This is a genomic window from Stenotrophomonas geniculata ATCC 19374 = JCM 13324, from assembly GCF_001431625.1.
Taxonomy (GTDB): Bacteria; Pseudomonadota; Gammaproteobacteria; order Xanthomonadales; family Xanthomonadaceae; genus Stenotrophomonas; species Stenotrophomonas geniculata.
The window spans coordinates 1-15,257 of the sequence record NZ_LLXT01000120.1; the positions used below are offsets into that span (position 1 = coordinate 1).

General features: G+C 68.1%; 16 protein-coding genes. 7 read left to right on the top strand and 9 right to left on the bottom strand.

Features of this window, described 5'->3' with window-relative positions; genetic code table 11:
• Positions 1-322: 322 nt before the first annotated feature.
• Positions 323-892, bottom strand: a complete 570-nt coding sequence (locus tag ARC63_RS14695; protein WP_019338136.1) for a TlpA family protein disulfide reductase — start codon at positions 890-892, stop codon at positions 323-325.
• Positions 889-2,163: a YihY family inner membrane protein gene (locus ARC63_RS14700; RefSeq protein WP_019338135.1), complete on the bottom strand. Its 1,275-nt coding sequence runs from the start codon at positions 2,161-2,163 to the stop codon at positions 889-891. Before ARC63_RS14700 ends, ARC63_RS14695 begins: the two co-directional genes overlap by 4 nt.
• 77 nt (positions 2,164-2,240) lie before the next feature.
• On the opposite strand from ARC63_RS14700, the gene wrbA reads away from it, so the two are divergent.
• The 3 genes from wrbA (at position 2,241) to ARC63_RS14715 (ending at position 3,731) form a co-directional block, all read left to right on the top strand.
• Positions 2,241-2,834, top strand: a complete 594-nt coding sequence (gene wrbA / locus ARC63_RS14705) for an NAD(P)H:quinone oxidoreductase (protein ID WP_010481764.1) — start codon at positions 2,241-2,243, stop codon at positions 2,832-2,834.
• Entirely contained in the window at positions 2,831-3,166 is a 336-nt protein-coding gene (locus tag ARC63_RS14710) for a DUF2069 domain-containing protein (RefSeq protein ID WP_057503651.1), read from the top strand. The genes wrbA and ARC63_RS14710 overlap by 4 nt, the downstream gene beginning before the upstream one ends.
• 79 nt (positions 3,167-3,245) lie before the next feature.
• Positions 3,246-3,731 (top strand): asparaginase domain-containing protein, encoded by a 486-nt coding sequence (locus ARC63_RS14715; RefSeq protein ID WP_010481766.1) that lies wholly within the window; start codon positions 3,246-3,248, stop codon positions 3,729-3,731.
• Positions 3,732-3,850: 119 nt separating this feature from the next.
• Here ARC63_RS14715 and ARC63_RS14720 read toward each other — a convergent pair whose 3' ends face one another.
• From ARC63_RS14720 to sufT, 3 genes are all read right to left on the bottom strand, one after another.
• Positions 3,851-5,590 (bottom strand): S8 family peptidase, encoded by a 1,740-nt coding sequence (locus ARC63_RS14720; protein ID WP_057503652.1) that lies wholly within the window; start codon positions 5,588-5,590, stop codon positions 3,851-3,853.
• 450 nt (positions 5,591-6,040) lie between these two features.
• Positions 6,041-7,135 (bottom strand): branched-chain amino acid aminotransferase, encoded by a 1,095-nt coding sequence (locus ARC63_RS14725; protein WP_010481775.1) that lies wholly within the window; start codon positions 7,133-7,135, stop codon positions 6,041-6,043.
• Between the two features lie 59 nt (positions 7,136-7,194).
• Positions 7,195-7,746, bottom strand: a complete 552-nt coding sequence (sufT, locus tag ARC63_RS14730) for a putative Fe-S cluster assembly protein SufT (protein ID WP_005415385.1) — start codon at positions 7,744-7,746, stop codon at positions 7,195-7,197.
• A gap of 122 nt (positions 7,747-7,868) precedes the next feature.
• Between sufT and ARC63_RS14735 the strand changes: the two genes are divergently transcribed.
• The gene (locus tag ARC63_RS14735; RefSeq protein WP_057503653.1) at positions 7,869-8,192 is read left to right on the top strand and encodes a hypothetical protein; all 324 of its coding nucleotides are present in this window, start codon (positions 7,869-7,871) and stop codon (positions 8,190-8,192) included.
• Positions 8,193-8,303: 111 nt separating this feature from the next.
• Here ARC63_RS14735 and ARC63_RS14740 read toward each other — a convergent pair whose 3' ends face one another.
• Together ARC63_RS14740 and ARC63_RS14745 are read right to left on the bottom strand one after the other, a co-directional pair.
• Entirely contained in the window at positions 8,304-9,764 is a 1,461-nt protein-coding gene (locus ARC63_RS14740; RefSeq protein WP_057503654.1) for an NAD(P)(+) transhydrogenase (Re/Si-specific) subunit beta, read from the bottom strand.
• Positions 9,761-10,081: an NAD(P) transhydrogenase subunit alpha part 2 gene (locus ARC63_RS14745; protein WP_019338116.1), complete on the bottom strand. Its 321-nt coding sequence runs from the start codon at positions 10,079-10,081 to the stop codon at positions 9,761-9,763. Before ARC63_RS14745 ends, ARC63_RS14740 begins: the two co-directional genes overlap by 4 nt.
• Before the next feature lie 98 nt (positions 10,082-10,179).
• On the opposite strand from ARC63_RS14745, the gene ARC63_RS14750 reads away from it, so the two are divergent.
• The 3 genes from ARC63_RS14750 to ARC63_RS14760 are packed head-to-tail and all read left to right on the top strand — an operon-like array spanning position 10,180 to position 11,543.
• A complete protein-coding gene (locus tag ARC63_RS14750) occupies positions 10,180-10,764 on the top strand; it encodes an RNA polymerase sigma factor (protein WP_019338115.1) in 585 nt (194 codons plus the stop codon).
• Positions 10,761-11,087 carry a hypothetical protein gene (locus ARC63_RS14755; RefSeq protein ID WP_049447330.1) on the top strand — a complete coding sequence of 109 codons (327 nt, stop codon included), beginning with the start codon at positions 10,761-10,763 and terminating at the stop codon, positions 11,085-11,087. The genes ARC63_RS14750 and ARC63_RS14755 overlap by 4 nt, the downstream gene beginning before the upstream one ends.
• A gap of 3 nt (positions 11,088-11,090) precedes the next feature.
• The gene (locus ARC63_RS14760; RefSeq protein ID WP_057503671.1) at positions 11,091-11,543 is read left to right on the top strand and encodes a DUF3106 domain-containing protein; all 453 of its coding nucleotides are present in this window, start codon (positions 11,091-11,093) and stop codon (positions 11,541-11,543) included.
• 85 nt (positions 11,544-11,628) lie between these two features.
• Here ARC63_RS14760 and ARC63_RS14765 read toward each other — a convergent pair whose 3' ends face one another.
• Both ARC63_RS14765 and ARC63_RS14770 read right to left on the bottom strand, forming a co-directional pair.
• Entirely contained in the window at positions 11,629-12,708 is a 1,080-nt protein-coding gene (locus ARC63_RS14765) for an NAD(P) transhydrogenase subunit alpha (protein WP_057503655.1), read from the bottom strand.
• Between the two features lie 52 nt (positions 12,709-12,760).
• A complete protein-coding gene (locus tag ARC63_RS14770) occupies positions 12,761-15,082 on the bottom strand; it encodes a DUF1631 domain-containing protein (protein WP_057503656.1) in 2,322 nt (773 codons plus the stop codon).
• Positions 15,083-15,257: the final 175 nt, after the last annotated feature.

The following is a 15,257-nucleotide window of genomic DNA, read 5'->3' on the forward strand; positions in this document are numbered from 1 at the left end:
ATCCCAACTCATCAAACGGTGGGGTCAGAGCCGGTTACGCAGCAACGGGCCGTGACCCCGTGCCGACCAACGGTCGGCACCCACCATCAGCAGCAGGTTCCGACAGATCGCGGGAAACTGTCGAAGGCGGGGTGGGTCCGGTTGCGGGGGCGTGAGCCGCATGGATGCGGCGACCGAGCTTACATGGACGTACTTGCAGCGGCCCCCGCAACCGGACCCACCCCGCCATCCCTCAGGAGACCCGCCGTTGCTTCGGCTGTTGCTCTTGCTGTTGCCTTGGCTCGTAGCGGGTGCAGGGCCGCAGGCCCTGCCGACCAACCCACTACTTGGCAGCAGCGATCTGCTTTTCGATGTCGGCGGCCGTCACCGGGCCGAGGAAGCTGTGCGCCAGCTTGCCCTGCGGGTCCAGCAGGTGCGTCAACGGCAAACCACGCGGCGTGGCGAAATCCGCCGGCGGGTCGAACGGGTCCACGATCACGATCGGATAGGTCACCGGATGCTTGGTCAGGAACGACTGCATCTCCGGCACCTCGATGTCTTCATAGGCCAGGCCGACCACCTCGATGTTGCTGCGCATCGCGTGCAGCGCCGACAGCTCCGGCATTTCCTTGCGGCACGGTGCACACCAGGTCGCCCAGAAATTCACCACCACCCACTTGCCGCGATGCGCGGCCAAGTCGTAGTCGCTGCCATCCACCGCCTTCATCTTCAGCGTCGGGAATTCGGCAGTGGTGCGCTCGGCCGGGGTTTCATCGACCGGTGCCGGAGTGGTCGGCGTCGGCGCCTGTGCCGGTGGCTGGCTGCTGGCGGGGGTCGGCTCCTGGGCCGGCTTGCAGGCCGACAGCGCCAGCAGCAGGGCCAGCGGGAGCAGCAACGGGGTCTTGCGGGTCATGGCATGTCTCCGGAATCGGTGTAGATATCGCTGACCTTGCGCTTGAGGCGTTCGCGCAGGGGCAGCCGCAGATCGTCCAGTGCCGCCAGCGCAGCACGGCCCAGGCTGTCGTCGCGGTAGGGCAGATGCTGCTCGGCTACCGGGATGCGCAGCTGGGTGCATTCGTACAGATCGGCCAGGCTCACCTGGTCCAGGTCGCGCGAGAGCAGCCATTCGCCGCGTTCATCGCGGCGCAACAGGCCGATTTCCTGCAGGTTGCAGGCCAGGTCCTGCAGCAGCGAGTCGGTCAGCATCGGCTCCAGACGCAGGATTTCATCGTCGGCCAGGCCCTTGCCCTTGGCACGTGCATGGTGGAAGCGGCCGAGCAGGCGCAGCAGGCCATAGAACTCGTAGCCCTGCGGCAGGCGCAGTTCCACCGGCTGGTAGCGGAAGGCCGCCATCGACGAGGACAGCGACGCGCCCAGCAGCACCGCCACCCAGCACAGGTAGATCCACAGCAGCAGGATCGGCACGAACGCCACCGTGCCGTAGAGCTTCTGGTAGGACTGGAAACTGCCCAGATAGGCGCCGATGCCCCACTTCACCAGTTCCAGGATCACCGCCGCCAGGATCGCGCCGGGCACCGCGTGCCGCCATTTCACCGTGTGGTGCGGCACCACCCGGAACATCAGCGTGATGCAGACGAACTCGATCAGGATCGGCGCCAGCCGCAGCGCGAACTCGGCCAGCCAACGACCTTCCTGGGTCCCGAACAATGGCATCGCGAACACACGCGCCGACACGGCCAGCGAAGCGGCAGCGAGCATCGCGCCCAACGTCAGTACGGTCCAGTAGACCAGGAAGCGGGTCAGCTTGGGCCGGGTCGAGCCGACCCGCCAGATCTGGTTGAAGGTCTCTTCAACGCTGTTGAGGGTGATCAGCAGCGATACCACCAGCGCGATGAAGCCAGCGGCGGTGAGCTGGCCGGCACTGGCCGAGAACTGCCGCAGGTAGCCCTCCGCCGCACGCGCGGCGTTGGGCACGAAGTTGGAGAAGACGTAATCGCTGAGCTGGTCGCTCCAGCGGTCGAAGACAGGGAAGGCCGAGAGCACGCCGAACACCACGATGGCCAGCGGCACCAGCGCGAACACCGTGGTGTACGCCAGCGCCGCCGCTGCCTGGAACAGGCGGTCGTCGAGGAAGCGATGCCACAGGAAGCGGCCGAAACTGATGGCCCGTGCGCGATCCCGCGCGCGCTCCATCCACAGGTTGAGCGTATCCAAAGGTTCCATCGGCGAAAGGGTACCCGATGCGGAATGCTCGCAGGATAGCCATACTGGTGGCCACACGACGAGGAGAAGCGGGCACGATGGGCGAGATTCTGGTGCTGTACTACAGCCGGGGCGGTTCGGTGGCACGGCTGGCGCGCCAGATCGCGCGGGGCATCGGCGAAGTGCCGGGCATGACCGCGCGCCTGCGCACGGTGCCGCCGGTGGCCGCGGTGACCCAGACCGCACAGCCGCCGGTGCCCGACGATGGCGCCCCCTACGTGAGCGTGCAGGACCTGGTCGAGTGCCAGGGCCTGCTGCTCGGCAGCCCGACCCGCTTCGGCAACATGGCCGCCCCGGTCAAGCATTTCCTGGATGGGCTGGGCGCCGAATGGGTCAATGGCACCCTTTCCGGCAAGCCGGCCGGCGTGTTCACCTCCACCGCCTCGATGCACGGCGGGCAGGAATCGACCCTGCTGTCGATGCAGGTGCCGCTGCTGCACCATGGCTGCGTGATCGTCGGCATCCCGTTCACCGAGCCGGCGCTGAGCCACACCACCAGTGGCGGCACGCCCTATGGCGCCAGCCACGTCGCCGGTGCCGCCGACGACCCGCAGCCGACCGACGACGAGGCGGTGCTGGCGCGTGCGCTGGGCCACCGGGTGGCCGACATCGCGCAGCGGCTGGCCCGATGAGCCGCCCGCCGCGCACGGTCCTGCTGCTGGCCCTGATGGGGCTGGCCGCGCTGTTCGCCGGCTGGTTCATCAATGACAAGCACTGGCTGGCCACCCAGCTGGTGTTTACCGCGCCGCCACTGGCACTGGCCATCGCACTGCGCCTGGGCTGGCGCAAGGCGGGTTTCTGGGCCTCGGTGCTGGCGCTGGGCTGGTTCAGCCACGGCGTGATGAGCGCCTGGAGCCACCCGGAGACGCGCTGGCTGGCGCTGATCGAGATCGCGCTGGCCCTGCTGGTGATCTTCAGCGCCAGCCTGCCAGGGCTGCGCGCCCGCTTCGGCAAGCGACGCTGACGCTGCGCCCGCCGGGCCGTATCATCTGTGTTCCTGGCCCCGCGCCGCTGTACCTGTCCTGGTTTCGCGCATGCACATGATGGAAGAGCTCCTGGTCGTCACCACCGGTGGCACGATCGACAAGATCTACTTCGACGACAAGTCGGACTACCAGATCGGCGACCCCCAGATCGGCATGATCCTGCGCGAGCTGGGCGTGACGTTCCGCTTCAACGTGATTCCGATCCTGCGCAAGGATTCGCTGCACATCAACGATGAAGACCGCGAACTGATCCGCGCCACCATCGCCGCGCAGCCGACCCGGCACGTGCTGGTGACCCACGGCACCGATTCGATGGTGCAGACCGGCAAGGTGCTGGCGACGATCCCGGACAAGACCATCGTGATGACCGGCGCGCTGAGCCCGGCGCGTTTCCGCGGTTCGGATGCGGAGTTCAACATCGGCTGCGCGATCGGTGCGGTGCAGTCGTTGCCGAGCGGCGTGTACATCGCGATGAACGGGCGGATTTTCGACCCGCAGCACGTGCGCAAGAACGTGGCCGCGAACCGCTTCGAATCGGTTTGAGGAACGGCGTGCCGACCAGGGTCGGCACCCACCACGACGCGGCGGCACGCACACCGCGCGGCCCCATGCAAAAACGCCCCGGCCTAAGCCGGGGCGTGCCCATGGAGAGGGGCTTGGGCTCAGTACTGGGCGTTGAGGGTCAGGCCCGAGAAGGTGCTGTACGCCTTCACCCGCACATACCAGGTGCCGGCGGCGGGGCTGTTGACGGTGCAGGTTTCAGCATTGCCGCTCAGGTACGGACGGCAGGTGTACACCGTGTCGGTCGGGGCACTGCCCTGGCGCAGATACAGGTCGGCGTCACCGCTGCCGCCACTGATCGCCACGCGCAGCTGGGTGCTGCCGGCCGGAACGCTCACGGTGTAACTCAGCGAAGCGCCGCTGGCAGCGCCCAGGCCGGTCACCGGAACGTTGTTCTGCAGCACGTTGCCACCCGGGTTCGGGCCGCCGCCGTTGATCGCTGCAGCGACCGCCGCGTCGGCGTCGATGATGCCGGCGCCGCAGCCACCCGAGCAGGCGCCCGGCAGCGGGCGTGCGGTGCTCTTGATGATGCTCTCCACCTGCGCCGGGCTCAGCGGGCTCGGGGCTACGGATTGCATCAGCGCGACCACGCCGGCCACGTGCGGTGCCGCCATCGAGGTGCCGTTGTACGAAGCGTAGCTGGCACTGCCCGGGGTAGTGGTGCCGCTGTTGAGGGTGGACAGGATGCCCTGGCCCGGTGCCGAGATATCGATGCCGTTGCCATAGTTGGAGAAGCTGGCACGCGCACCGGCCGAGGTGGTGGCCGCCACTGCGATCACGTTCGGGCAGTTGGCCGGCACCGACGAGGACACGTTGGTGTTGCTGTTGCCGGCGGCGACCACCACGGTGGTGCCACGGCCGACAGCGCCATTGATCGCGTTCTGGTAGGTGGTCGAGCAGCTGCCACCGCCGCCCAGCGAGAGGTTGATGACCTCGGCCGGATTGGCATTGGCCGGCACGCCGCTGACGCTGCCGCCGGAGGCCCACACAATCGCGTCGGCGATATCAGAGGTATAACCGCCGCATTTGCCGAGCACGCGCACCGGCACCACCTTGGCGTTGAATGCGGTACCTGCCACGCCGGTGCTGTTGTTGGTCACCGCCGCCACCGTACCGGCCACGTGGGTACCGTGCCAGCTGGAGTTCGAGCCCGGGTAGCCCGCCTGGCACTCGTTGTCGCCGTACCAGTCGCCCTCATCGTTCGGGTTGTTGTCGCGGCCGTTGCCGTCGCGCGCCATCGCCGCGTCGCTGATGAAGTCGTAGCCCGGCAGGATGTTGGCATTGAGGTCGGCATGGTTGGTGATGCCGGTGTCGATCACCGCCACGACCACACCGGTGCCGGTGGCCTTGTCCCAGGCCGGCCGGATGTTGATGCCGGCATTGGAGGTGCCGAAGCCCCATTGCTCGCTGAATCGGGTGTCGTTCGGGGTCAGCGTGGCACGCATGATCTGGTCGACTTCAACGTATTCCACGTTCGGGTCGGCGGCCAGCTTGCGCATCAGTTGCTCGGATTCGGCCTGGTCGAGCGGACGATCGGTCTTGACCAGGGTCGGGCCGACGGCCAGCTTGCGGACCTGCTGCAGGCCCAGCGCGCGGCCCTGGCTGCTGGCCAGGCCGGCGGCGGCACTTTTCAGTGAAGAGGCCAGTGCGGTGGTGTTGGCCACCGGCGCGCTGCCATCGCGGTACTTCACGATGAAGCGCTGGTGGGTCGGCGCGGACTGCAGGCCGCTGAGCTGGACATCACCGGCCAGCGCAGGCGTGGCCAGCAGCAGCGATGACAGGACGGACGCACCAAGGACCACCCACACTCGACGCACACGCGGTTGCGTTACCTGGGACATCGTATTTCCCTTTCTTGTGGTGTGAATGCCGGAATCGGCAGAAGCACCGGCCCGAACCCTGGGCTGGCTTGCATTGGCGAGGTTCGAAGTCCGGCGAGCCAGCGGATCCCCCTTCCGATCCGCCGTGCAGATGACGCTAAAGACCAAAACCGGACACCACAAGATTTTCAGCGTCTTTTCAGCAAGATGAAATGTTCGTTCTGAGACTTCCCGGGTCGAGGGTTTGTGAAGGTGAAGGAACTTTCTCGTGCCCTGCACAGACCTGACTGGGTCGTCACGTGTCCCGGAATGACTTTGCCGACATCGGCGTCCGCTGTTTCGGGGCCAGATCCTTTTCCCATGGAAAAGGGATCTGACCCCCAGGCCCATAACGCAGAAAGCCCGTCACAGGGACGGGCTTTCCAGAGGCGCAGTCGAGCATGGCTCGACGCTACGGTTCGGCGTGGGTGATCAGCCCAGCTTGACCAGCCAGTTGTGGCGGTCCGGCAGGCGGCCGTACTGGATGTCGGTCAGTTCCTTGCGCAGCGACATGGTCACTTCGCCGGCCGGGGCGTTGATGTCCCCCACCGAGAAGCCCTCGCCCTTCAGCTGGCCGATCGGGGTGACCACCGCCGCGGTGCCGCAGGCGAACACTTCGGCGATCTCGCCGGAGGCAACGCCGTCCTTCCACTCGTCGATGCTGACCTTGCGCTCTTCGACCTTCATGCCGCGGTCGCGGGCCAGCTGCAGGATGCTCTCGCGGGTAATGCCCTCGAGGATGCTGCCCGAGAGCTGCGGGGTAACCAGCGTGCCGTCCTTGTAGACCAGGAACACGTTCATGCCGCCCAGTTCTTCCAGGTACTTGCCCTCCACCGGATCGAGGAACAGCACCTGCGAGCAGCCCTGTGCCTGCGCCTTCTGCTGCGGCAGCAGCGAAGCCGCGTAGTTGCCGCCGCACTTGGCGGCGCCGGTGCCGCCCTTGGCTGCACGCGCGTATTCGGTGGACAGCCAGATCGACACCGGGGCGACGCCCTTGGCGAAGTACGGGCCAGCCGGGCTGGCGATGACGTAGTAGCCGGCCTTGTGCGCGCCACGCACGCCGAGGAAGGCTTCGTCGCCGATCATGAACGGACGGAAGTACAGGCTCGACTCATCGGCCGACGGCACCCAGGCGCTGTCGACGGCGATCAGCTGCTTCAGCGATTCGACGAAGATCTCCACCGGCAGTTCCGGCAGCGCCAGGCGCTGCGCCGAACGCTGCAGGCGACGGCCGTTGGCATCCGGGCGGAAGGTCCAGATCGAACCGTCGGCATGACGATAGGCCTTGATGCCTTCGAAGATTTCCTGGCCGTAATGCAGCACGGCTGCAGCCGGGTCCAGCTGCAGCGGGCCGTAGGCGCGCACGTTGGCGTTGTGCCAGCCGGTGTCCTTGTCCCAGCGCACTTCCACCATGTGGTCGGTGAAGTGCAGGCCGAAGCCCGGCTTCTCCAGGATCTGGGCGCGCTCTTCAGCGCTGCGCGGGTGGTCCGAACGGGTGACGGCGAAGCTGGGAATGGACTGGGACACCGGAGATTTCCTGTTCTGGTTGCGGGTAATGCCGGGCCCGCGTCACTGCGGGCCGTGGGTCAAAGCATGCCGGTCTCGAGCCGGGCCGCCTCGGACATCATGTGCTGGTTCCACGGCGGGTCGAATACCAGGTCGACGTCGGCCTCGGCCACCGTCGGGATCATTTCGAGCTTGCTGCGCACGTCGTCGACCAGGATCTCGCCCATGCCGCAGCCCGGTGCGGTCAGGGTCATCTTCACATCGATCTCGCGCTTGCCTTCGTCCAGGTGCTTGATCTCGACTTCGTAGACCAGGCCCAGTTCGACGATGTTCACCGGAATTTCCGGGTCGAAGCAGGTGCGCAGCTGCTGCCACACCAGCTGTTCCACCTGTTCATCCGTGGCATCGGCGGGCAGCTCCAGCGGTGCCGGCGCCTCCTTGCCGATGGCGTCGCCGTCCTTGCCAGCGATGCGGAAGAGGTTGCCCTCGACAAACACCGAATAACTGCCACCCAACGCCTGGGTGATGTACCCATAGCTGCCGGCAGGCAGGGTCACGGTGTCGCCCTGCGGGACCATCACGGCCTCGCAATCGCGTTCGAAGTGGACAGGTTCGCTGCTACGGGAATACATGGGGACCGATATGGGGCCGTGGCCGGGGCCACGCAAGACGGCATTCTAGCCCAGCCGCCCTGCGGCCGCCGGTGCACTGCGGCAAACCACAGTATCCTGTGGGTGATCTTCAGGGAGCTTCGATGTCCTCCAATGCCGCGCGTGCCAGGACCGTGACCTGGCTCTGGCCCATCATGCTGTTGCTGGGTCTGGTTGTTGCTCCCCTTGCCTGGATGGTGCTGGCGCTGATGACCGGCCGGCAGGTCGGCTGGATGGCGGTGGCCGCCGTGGCCAACTGGGCCATCGCCAGCGCCTGGATGGGCGGCTCGATCGGGCTGGATCTGTGGGACGCCACGATGCGGATGGGCCCGCACCTGGCCTGGACCCTGATCACCCTCGCCAATGGCGCAATGGAATGGCTGTGGCTGGCCCTGGGCGTGGCCGTGGGCGCCTGGCTGGCGCGCTGACCGCGCAGATTCACGCCACGCGTGGATGAGGGTAGCGCCGGGCCATGCCCGGCGAGCGCAGCGGTCCGCACGAAACGCCGCCGGGCATGGCCCGGCGCTACCGGTACGGCCTCAATGCCCGCCGTCGAGCGCCTTCAGTTCGCTCACCAGCGAGGCTGCCGCTTCCGCACCGTCGCCGTACAGCATGCGGGTGTTGTCGGCGTAGAACAGCGCATTCTCGATGCCGGCAAAGCCGGTGCCCTTGCCACGCTTGATCACCACCACGTTGCGCGCGTTGACCACGTCCAGCACGGGCATGCCGTAGATCGGGCTGGCCGGGTCGGTGCGCGCCACCGGATTGACCACGTCGTTGGCACCGATCACCAGCACCACGTCGGTGTTGGCGAACTCCGGGTTGATGTCGTCCATGTCGGCGATCAGGTCGTAGGGCACGCCTGCCTCGGCCAGCAGCACGTTCATGTGCCCGGGCATGCGCCCCGCCACCGGATGGATCGCGAACTTCACCTTCACCCCGCGCTGGCCCAGCCGCTGCGCCAGTTCCCAGATCTTGTGCTGCGCCTGCGCCACGGCCATGCCGTAGCCGGGCACGATCACCACGCGCTCGGCGAAGGCCATCATCGCAGCGACGTCGGCCGCCTCGATCGGCTTCTGCGAACCGCTGATCGCCTGCGCTTCGCCACCGGCACCACCGCCGAAGTTGGAGAACAACACGTTGCGGATCGGCCGGTTCATCGCCTTGGCCATCAGCCGGGTCAGCAGGATGCCCGCCGCGCCGACCATCATGCCGGCGATGATCAATGCCTCGTTGCCCAGCACGTAACCTTCGAACGACACCGCCAGGCCGGTGAAGGCGTTGTACAGCGAGATCACCACCGGCATGTCGGCGCCGCCGATCGGCAGCGTCATCAGCACGCCCAGCGCCAGCGCCAGTACGAAGAAGGCGACGATCGCCCAGGTGCTGAGCGTGCTCGCGGCGATGATCGCCAGCACCACCACGGCCAGCGCCACCAGCAGGTTCATCACCTGCTGGCCGGGCCAGGTCACGCGCTTGTCCAGGCGCCCATCCAGCTTGGCCCAGGCGATCACCGAGCCGGACAGCGACACCGCACCGATGGCCGCGCCGACCACCGCCAGCAGCAGCATCGTGCCCGAGGGCTGCCGCGCGGCCAGGTCGGCCAGCGCCTGCGCGCTCCAGTGGCGGGTATCGCGGTGGGCCAGGAAGGCGTAGCGCAGCAGTTCCACTGCACCGATCGCCGCCGCCGAGCCACCGCCCATGCCGTTGTACAGCGCCACCATCTGCGGCATGTCGGTGATGGCAACCTTGCCGGCCGACCACCAGGCCAGGCCGGCGCCGAGCAGCAGCGCCACCAGGATCAGCGGCACGTTGTGCAGTTCGGGCAGGAAGAACGTCGCCACCGTGGCCAGCAGCATGCCCAGCCCGGCCCAGCGGATGCCGCTGCGCGCAGTCAGCGGCGAGGCCATGCGCTGCAGGCCCAGCAGGAACAGCGTGGCGGCGACGAGGTAGCTGGCCTTGACCAGCCAATCGAGCAGTTCGACGGTGCTGATGTTCAAGCCTGCGGCTCCTTCGACTCGTCCTTGCCGCCCTTGGGCGCGCTCGGCTTGAACATTTCCAGCATGCGCGCGGTGACCACGTAGCCACCGGCGGCGTTGCCGGCACCGAGCACCACGGCGAGGAAGCCCAGCGCTTTCTCCAGCGGTGTCTGCGCATGCCCCAGCACCACCATCGCACCGATCAGCACGATGCCGTGGATGAAGTTGGAGCCCGACATCAGCGGGGTATGCAGGATCACCGGCACCCGCGAAATGATCACGTGGCCGGCGATGGCTGCCAGCATGAAGATGTACAGCGCTACGAACCCGTCACTCACTGGCAACGCTCCTGCTCTGTCTTCGTCGTCCCATCATAACCATGGGCTGAACCCGGTGCGCGCCCGGCGTCAACCGAAGCCGCGCTCACGCGTTGTCGATGGTGACCCCGAGCGAGGAACCGTACCCTGTGCTGGTGAGCAGCCCCGTCCCCCCGAGCGCCGAGACCGATGCCCTGCCGGCGTCGCTGGAAGCGTTCCTGGCCAGCGTTGGCCCGCGTGCGTTCCGCTTCGCCGAGGCCGGCCTGCGCCAGCGCGAAGACGCCATGGACGCGGTGCAGGACGCGCTGCTGCGCATGCTGGACTACGCCGACAAGCCGGCGGCCGAATGGGCGCCGCTGTTCTGGAGCATCCTGCGCCGGCGCGTGATCGACGTGCAGCGCCGGCGCCGCTTCCGCCTGCCGTTCTGGCGCGACAACCAGGACGCGGAAGGCGGCGGGATCGATTGGGCCGATCCCGGCCCGGACCCGGCACAGGCGCATGAACAGCGCCAGCAGTACCAGCAGCTGGTGGACGCGTTGCGCCGCCTGCCCGCCCGCCAGCGCGAGGCGTTCACCCTGCGCGTGCTGCAGGATCTGGACGGGGCCACCACCGCCCGCGCCATGGGCTGCAGCGAAGGCGCGGTAAAAACCCATCTGGCACGCGCCCGCCAGGCGCTGCAGGATTACCTGGAGATCCACCCGTGAACCGCTCCCTGCCTTCCGATGACTCCCTGCGCGGCCTGCACGCGCAGTCGCTGCGCGCGCTGTCGCCGGCAACGCTGGCCCGGCTGCGCCAGGCTCGCCACGGCGCCACGGCCACCCATCGCGGGCGCTGGCGCTGGTGGCTGGCCAGTGCCTGTTCGCTGGTGGTGGCGCTGGGCATCGGCCTGCAGTTCACTGGCCATGGCACGCTGACGGGCCCTGCGCCGGCACCTGTGCTTGCCTCGGTGGAAGACAACAGCGCGCTCTACGACGAAAATCCCGATCTGTACCTGTGGCTGGGCGATACCGACCTGGCGATGGAGTGAATGATGTCCCGACTGCACGCCCTGCCCCTGCTAATGACCCTGTTGCTGCTGCCGGCCCTCCCGGCACTGGCGCAGAGCGCCGCGCCCGCCCCTGCCGCACGCCCCGCGCCGCTGCCGGCTTGGGAACAGTTGAGTGAAGCACAGCGGGAATCCCTGCTGGCACCGCTGCGCGACCGCTGGAACAGCGCCGATGCCGGCCAGCGCCAGCGCATGCTCTCGCATGGCCAGCGCTGGCAGTCGATGAGCCCTGAGGAACGCGACAAGGCCCGGCGTGGCCTGCGCCGCTTCGAGCACATGAACCCGGAACAGCGTGAGCAGGCCCGGGCCCTGTTCGGCCAGATGCGGGATCTGCCGCCCGCGCAGCGCGACGCACTGCGCGAGCGCTGGTCGCAGATGACGCCGGAACAACGCAAGGACTGGGTGCGCGAGAACCCGCCGCCGGCGAAGCCGCGGTAACGCCTCCGCTTCGGTAGCGCCGGGCCATGCCCGGCGGATTTCCGCATACCGCTGCGCTCGCCGGGCATGGCCCGGCGCTACCGACTCACGCCTGCCAGCGCGTCTTCGCCAGCAGCTCGTCGTCCCAGTCGAAACCGAGCTGGCCTTCGCGCACGAACAGCGCGACGAAGTTGAGCAGGTTGCGCGCATACATCTCGCTGGCCTGTGTTGCACCGCGGCTGGCCAGACCCAGCGGGCCATCGACGGTCACGCCCTGGTGTTCAATGCACTGCCCTGGCTGGGTCAGTGCGCAGTTGCCGCCGCTCTCCGCCGCCAGGTCCACGATCACGCTGCCGGTGGCCATGCCTTCCACCATTGCGGCAGTCACGATCGTCGGCGCCGGTCGCCCCGGAACCGCAGCGGTGCAGATCACCACATCCACACCACGCAGGTGGTCGGCCAGGCGGCGCTGCTGCTCGGCACGCTCTTCATCGGTCAACGCGCGCGCGTAACCGCCCTCGCCCGCCGCGCTCACCCCGAGGTCGAGAAAGCGCGCGCCCAGCGACTGGATCTGCTCGCGGGTTTCCGGGCGCACGTCGAAGCCTTCCACCTGCGCACCAAGACGCCGGGCAGTGGCAATGGCCTGCAGGCCCGCCACGCCCGCACCGATCACCAGCACCTTGGCCGGTCGCACGGTGCCGGCAGCAGTGGTCAGCATCGGGAAGAAACGGGGCGCGCGTTCGGCCGCGATCAGCGCCGCCTTGTAGCCGGCCATGCCGGCCTGCGAACTGAGCACGTCCATCGCCTGCGCGCGGGTGGTGCGCGGCAGCTGCTGCAGCGGGAACAGCTGCAGGCCGTCGCCAGCGGCCAATGCCGCAAGCGCCGGATCACTGGCCGGGGCCAGCAGGCCAACCACGCTGGCAGCGGGCTTGAGCTGCTCCAGGACCAACGCCGGCGGCGCCTGCACGCACAGCAGGATATCGATCTCGCCCCAACGGCCCGCGTCGAACACACGTGCGCCGGCATCGTCATAGGCCGCATCGGTGAAGCCTGCGGCCAAGCCGGCGCCGGCCTCGTACCAGACGGTAATGCCGAGGGCACCGAGCTTGCGCGCGGTTTCCGGCGTCAACGCCACGCGCCGTTCGCCCGGCGCGGTCTCCTTGATCCCCAGCAACGCCACGGCCATGCAGGTCCCCGCTGATCGGTGAGTTTTCCCGATCCTAGCAGGCAGCCACTGCTCAGTGCAGTGTTGCGCTGCCCGGGTCCAGCCGATCGATCACGCCCTGCATCGCGCTGTCGAAGGCGCCATCGTCGACGTGGGCGCGCAGCCGGCCCAGCCGCACCATCACCGCCAGTTCCTCCGGCGAGGCCACGCAGAAGCGCACGCCGCGGCGGTTGACGAACAGCAGGCGCGAGGAGATCGGGCTGACCCAGGACAGCTTGCCGGCCTGCACCTTGCCGTCCTTGTCGACGAAGTCCAGCCAGTTGCCGATTTCCATGCGGCGGAAGCGGTCGGCGTCGGCATTGTCGAAGTCGTCGGCGTCGATCTGCCCGCCCAGCTCGACCGCGGGCGATTCAGCCACCGGCGGCGCCGGCAAGGCAACCTGCGGCAGTTCCGGCAGCGCGCGCTGCAGTTCCGGGCGCGATTCAGCAATGCCCTGCAGGGTGTCATGCAAGGCGTCGATGGCACCGGTGGCGGCATCGCCGTGCACGCCGACACTGGCAAATACCTTGGCCAGCACCGGCTGCCAGGCCTGCAGCCACGGCTTGCCGACGATCTGGCGGCGGGCCTCGGCCACTTCCTCCAGCAGGCCGTCAGCCAGGCTCAGTGCCTCGGCCACCGACGCGCCCTCCTCGCCCTCGCGCAGCAGCGCCAGGGTCAGGTGGTGCTGCCACGGCTGGCGCAGGAACTCGGCGATGGCCGGCGGCAGGGTGGCATCGCCGATGCGGCGGTCCAGTTCGGCACCGGCACGGCTGCGGGCCATTTCCAGCTTTTCCTGGCCGCGCTGCGTTTCGGCGGCGCGACGCTCGGCGATTTCCACGCGGCGGCGATGCTGCACGAGGAACTCGCGGAATTCTTCTTCCAGGGTCAGGAAGATCGCCAGGTTCTCGTTGAACTCGGCCACCAGCCGTTCGATGATCTCCTCGACCTTGGCCATCAGCATGCGCTCGGCCTGGCTTTCGCCGGTATTGCCTTCGCAGGCTTCGGCCAGCGAGTTGAGCAGCTTGCGTGCCGGGTGGGTCTTCTGCACGAACATGCGGCGGTCGAGCATCGCCACCTTGACGAAGGGCACCACCAGGCGGCCGATCAACTCGCGTGAGCGGCCTTCCAGCTCGCGTTCGTCCAGCATCACGTCGAACAGCATGCCGACCAGATCAATCGCATCCTCGTCCTGTGGGTCCAGCCGGGTCTGGCCGGGATCGACGCCAAGACGGGTGGCGCTGGACAGCACTTCACTCTTCAATCGCTGCGCCAACGATTCGCCGTCCTCGCCGATGGCCGCACGCAGCGTCGCACTGGGCGTGGCCTGCAGCAGCGACAGCACCGACATCATCTCGCGCTGGCTCAACGGGCGGTGCTGGCCAACCGCGACCTGCGCGGCCGAGGTGGCGTCCTCGCGAACGTGGCGGGTCTGCTGCAGCAGCTCATGCAGGGCCTCCAGCAACATCCCCTGCTGGCCGGCATACGCCTCGCCGCTGCCGGCATCCTCGCCCCCGAGGTGCTGCTGCATGTGGCCACGGCGCTCGGACCAGCGCGCGGCGAACCGCTGCGCCCAGGCCGGCGCGGCCTGTTCATCATCGCTGAATTCGGATTCGAAGCCCGCCGCGTGGCGCGGCTCGACCAGATCGTCCGCCCCCGGCGCCATGCGCGGGTCGGGCGCGGCCGACAGCGGACGCCGCGGCGCCCCCATCTGCGACATCACGCCAGCGGCGGCCAGCTGCTCGTCCAGCTTCTCGTAGATGCGGCCCACCGGCGCGCGCAGGTCGCGTTCGCACAGCTTGATCAGCACCAGGTGCACTTCCGGCGCCAGCTCGCAGCCGGCAAAGGCCTCATGGATGGCCACACCCAGGTGCTCGGGGCTGACCGGATTGTGGTCGGCATCCAGCTCGGCGCCGCCGATCAAGCGGCCCAGGCGCCGGTCCAGCCGCGCCAGCACCGGCTTGAAGTCGCGCAGCAGCACGGTGGCGAAATTGCGCACCGCCAGCCGCGATTCCAGTACATGTTCAGCCAGCAGGCTCAGGCCATCCTCGCCCGGTCCGGACAGGGTGGCTTCGGCCGACAGCGGCTCGCCACTGGCCAGTGCATCCCAGGCCCGCTGCAGGTGGCCGGCAAAGGCGGCGGCGATGTCCTCACGGCGGCGGCGCAGCTCGCGCATCGCATCCAGGAACAGCAGCTGCGACGAGCCTGCATTGCCGGCCCGGTCGAACAGTGCATCGTCGAAACGCGCCAGTGCGGCCCCGAAAGCCTGGCACAGCGCCGGCAGGACCATGTCCCGGGCACGCTGAAGCTGGACCGGGTCACGGCCCGGCGACCCCATCGGTGTGGGCGCGCTCATCATTCGGGAAGGCTCCCCACCTTCTCTGATACGACAGACAGCATGGACATCGCGACGACCGGCACACCCCATGTACCGGTACGTCGATGGTAGGCCGGCCAGCCCGTCACGGACAGTGAAACAGTCCTCACTTCAAACCTCATGACCGGCGGCCCGGCAAGATAGATATCGTAAGCCG

Bases quoted from the DNA above. Each gene is read 5' to 3' on its own strand.
- ARC63_RS14715 (WP_010481766.1), top strand. From the start codon at position 3,246: ATGGAAGAGCTCCTGGTCGTCACCACCGGTGGCACGATCGACAAGATC.
- ARC63_RS14700 (WP_019338135.1), bottom strand. From the start codon at position 2,163: ATGGAACCTTTGGATACGCTCAACCTGTGGATGGAGCGCGCGCGGGAT.
- wrbA (WP_010481764.1), top strand. From the start codon at position 2,241: ATGGGCGAGATTCTGGTGCTGTACTACAGCCGGGGCGGTTCGGTGGCA.
- ARC63_RS14710 (WP_057503651.1), top strand. From the start codon at position 2,831: ATGAGCCGCCCGCCGCGCACGGTCCTGCTGCTGGCCCTGATGGGGCTG.
- ARC63_RS14750 (WP_019338115.1), top strand. From the start codon at position 10,180: ATGGTGACCCCGAGCGAGGAACCGTACCCTGTGCTGGTGAGCAGCCCC.
- ARC63_RS14770 (WP_057503656.1), bottom strand. From the start codon at position 15,082: ATGATGAGCGCGCCCACACCGATGGGGTCGCCGGGCCGTGACCCGGTC.
- sufT (WP_005415385.1), bottom strand. From the start codon at position 7,746: ATGTATTCCCGTAGCAGCGAACCTGTCCACTTCGAACGCGATTGCGAG.
- ARC63_RS14720 (WP_057503652.1), bottom strand. From the start codon at position 5,590: ATGTCCCAGGTAACGCAACCGCGTGTGCGTCGAGTGTGGGTGGTCCTT.
- ARC63_RS14765 (WP_057503655.1), bottom strand. From the start codon at position 12,708: ATGGCCGTGGCGTTGCTGGGGATCAAGGAGACCGCGCCGGGCGAACGG.
- ARC63_RS14735 (WP_057503653.1), top strand. From the start codon at position 7,869: ATGTCCTCCAATGCCGCGCGTGCCAGGACCGTGACCTGGCTCTGGCCC.
- ARC63_RS14695 (WP_019338136.1), bottom strand. From the start codon at position 892: ATGACCCGCAAGACCCCGTTGCTGCTCCCGCTGGCCCTGCTGCTGGCG.
- ARC63_RS14760 (WP_057503671.1), top strand. From the start codon at position 11,091: ATGTCCCGACTGCACGCCCTGCCCCTGCTAATGACCCTGTTGCTGCTG.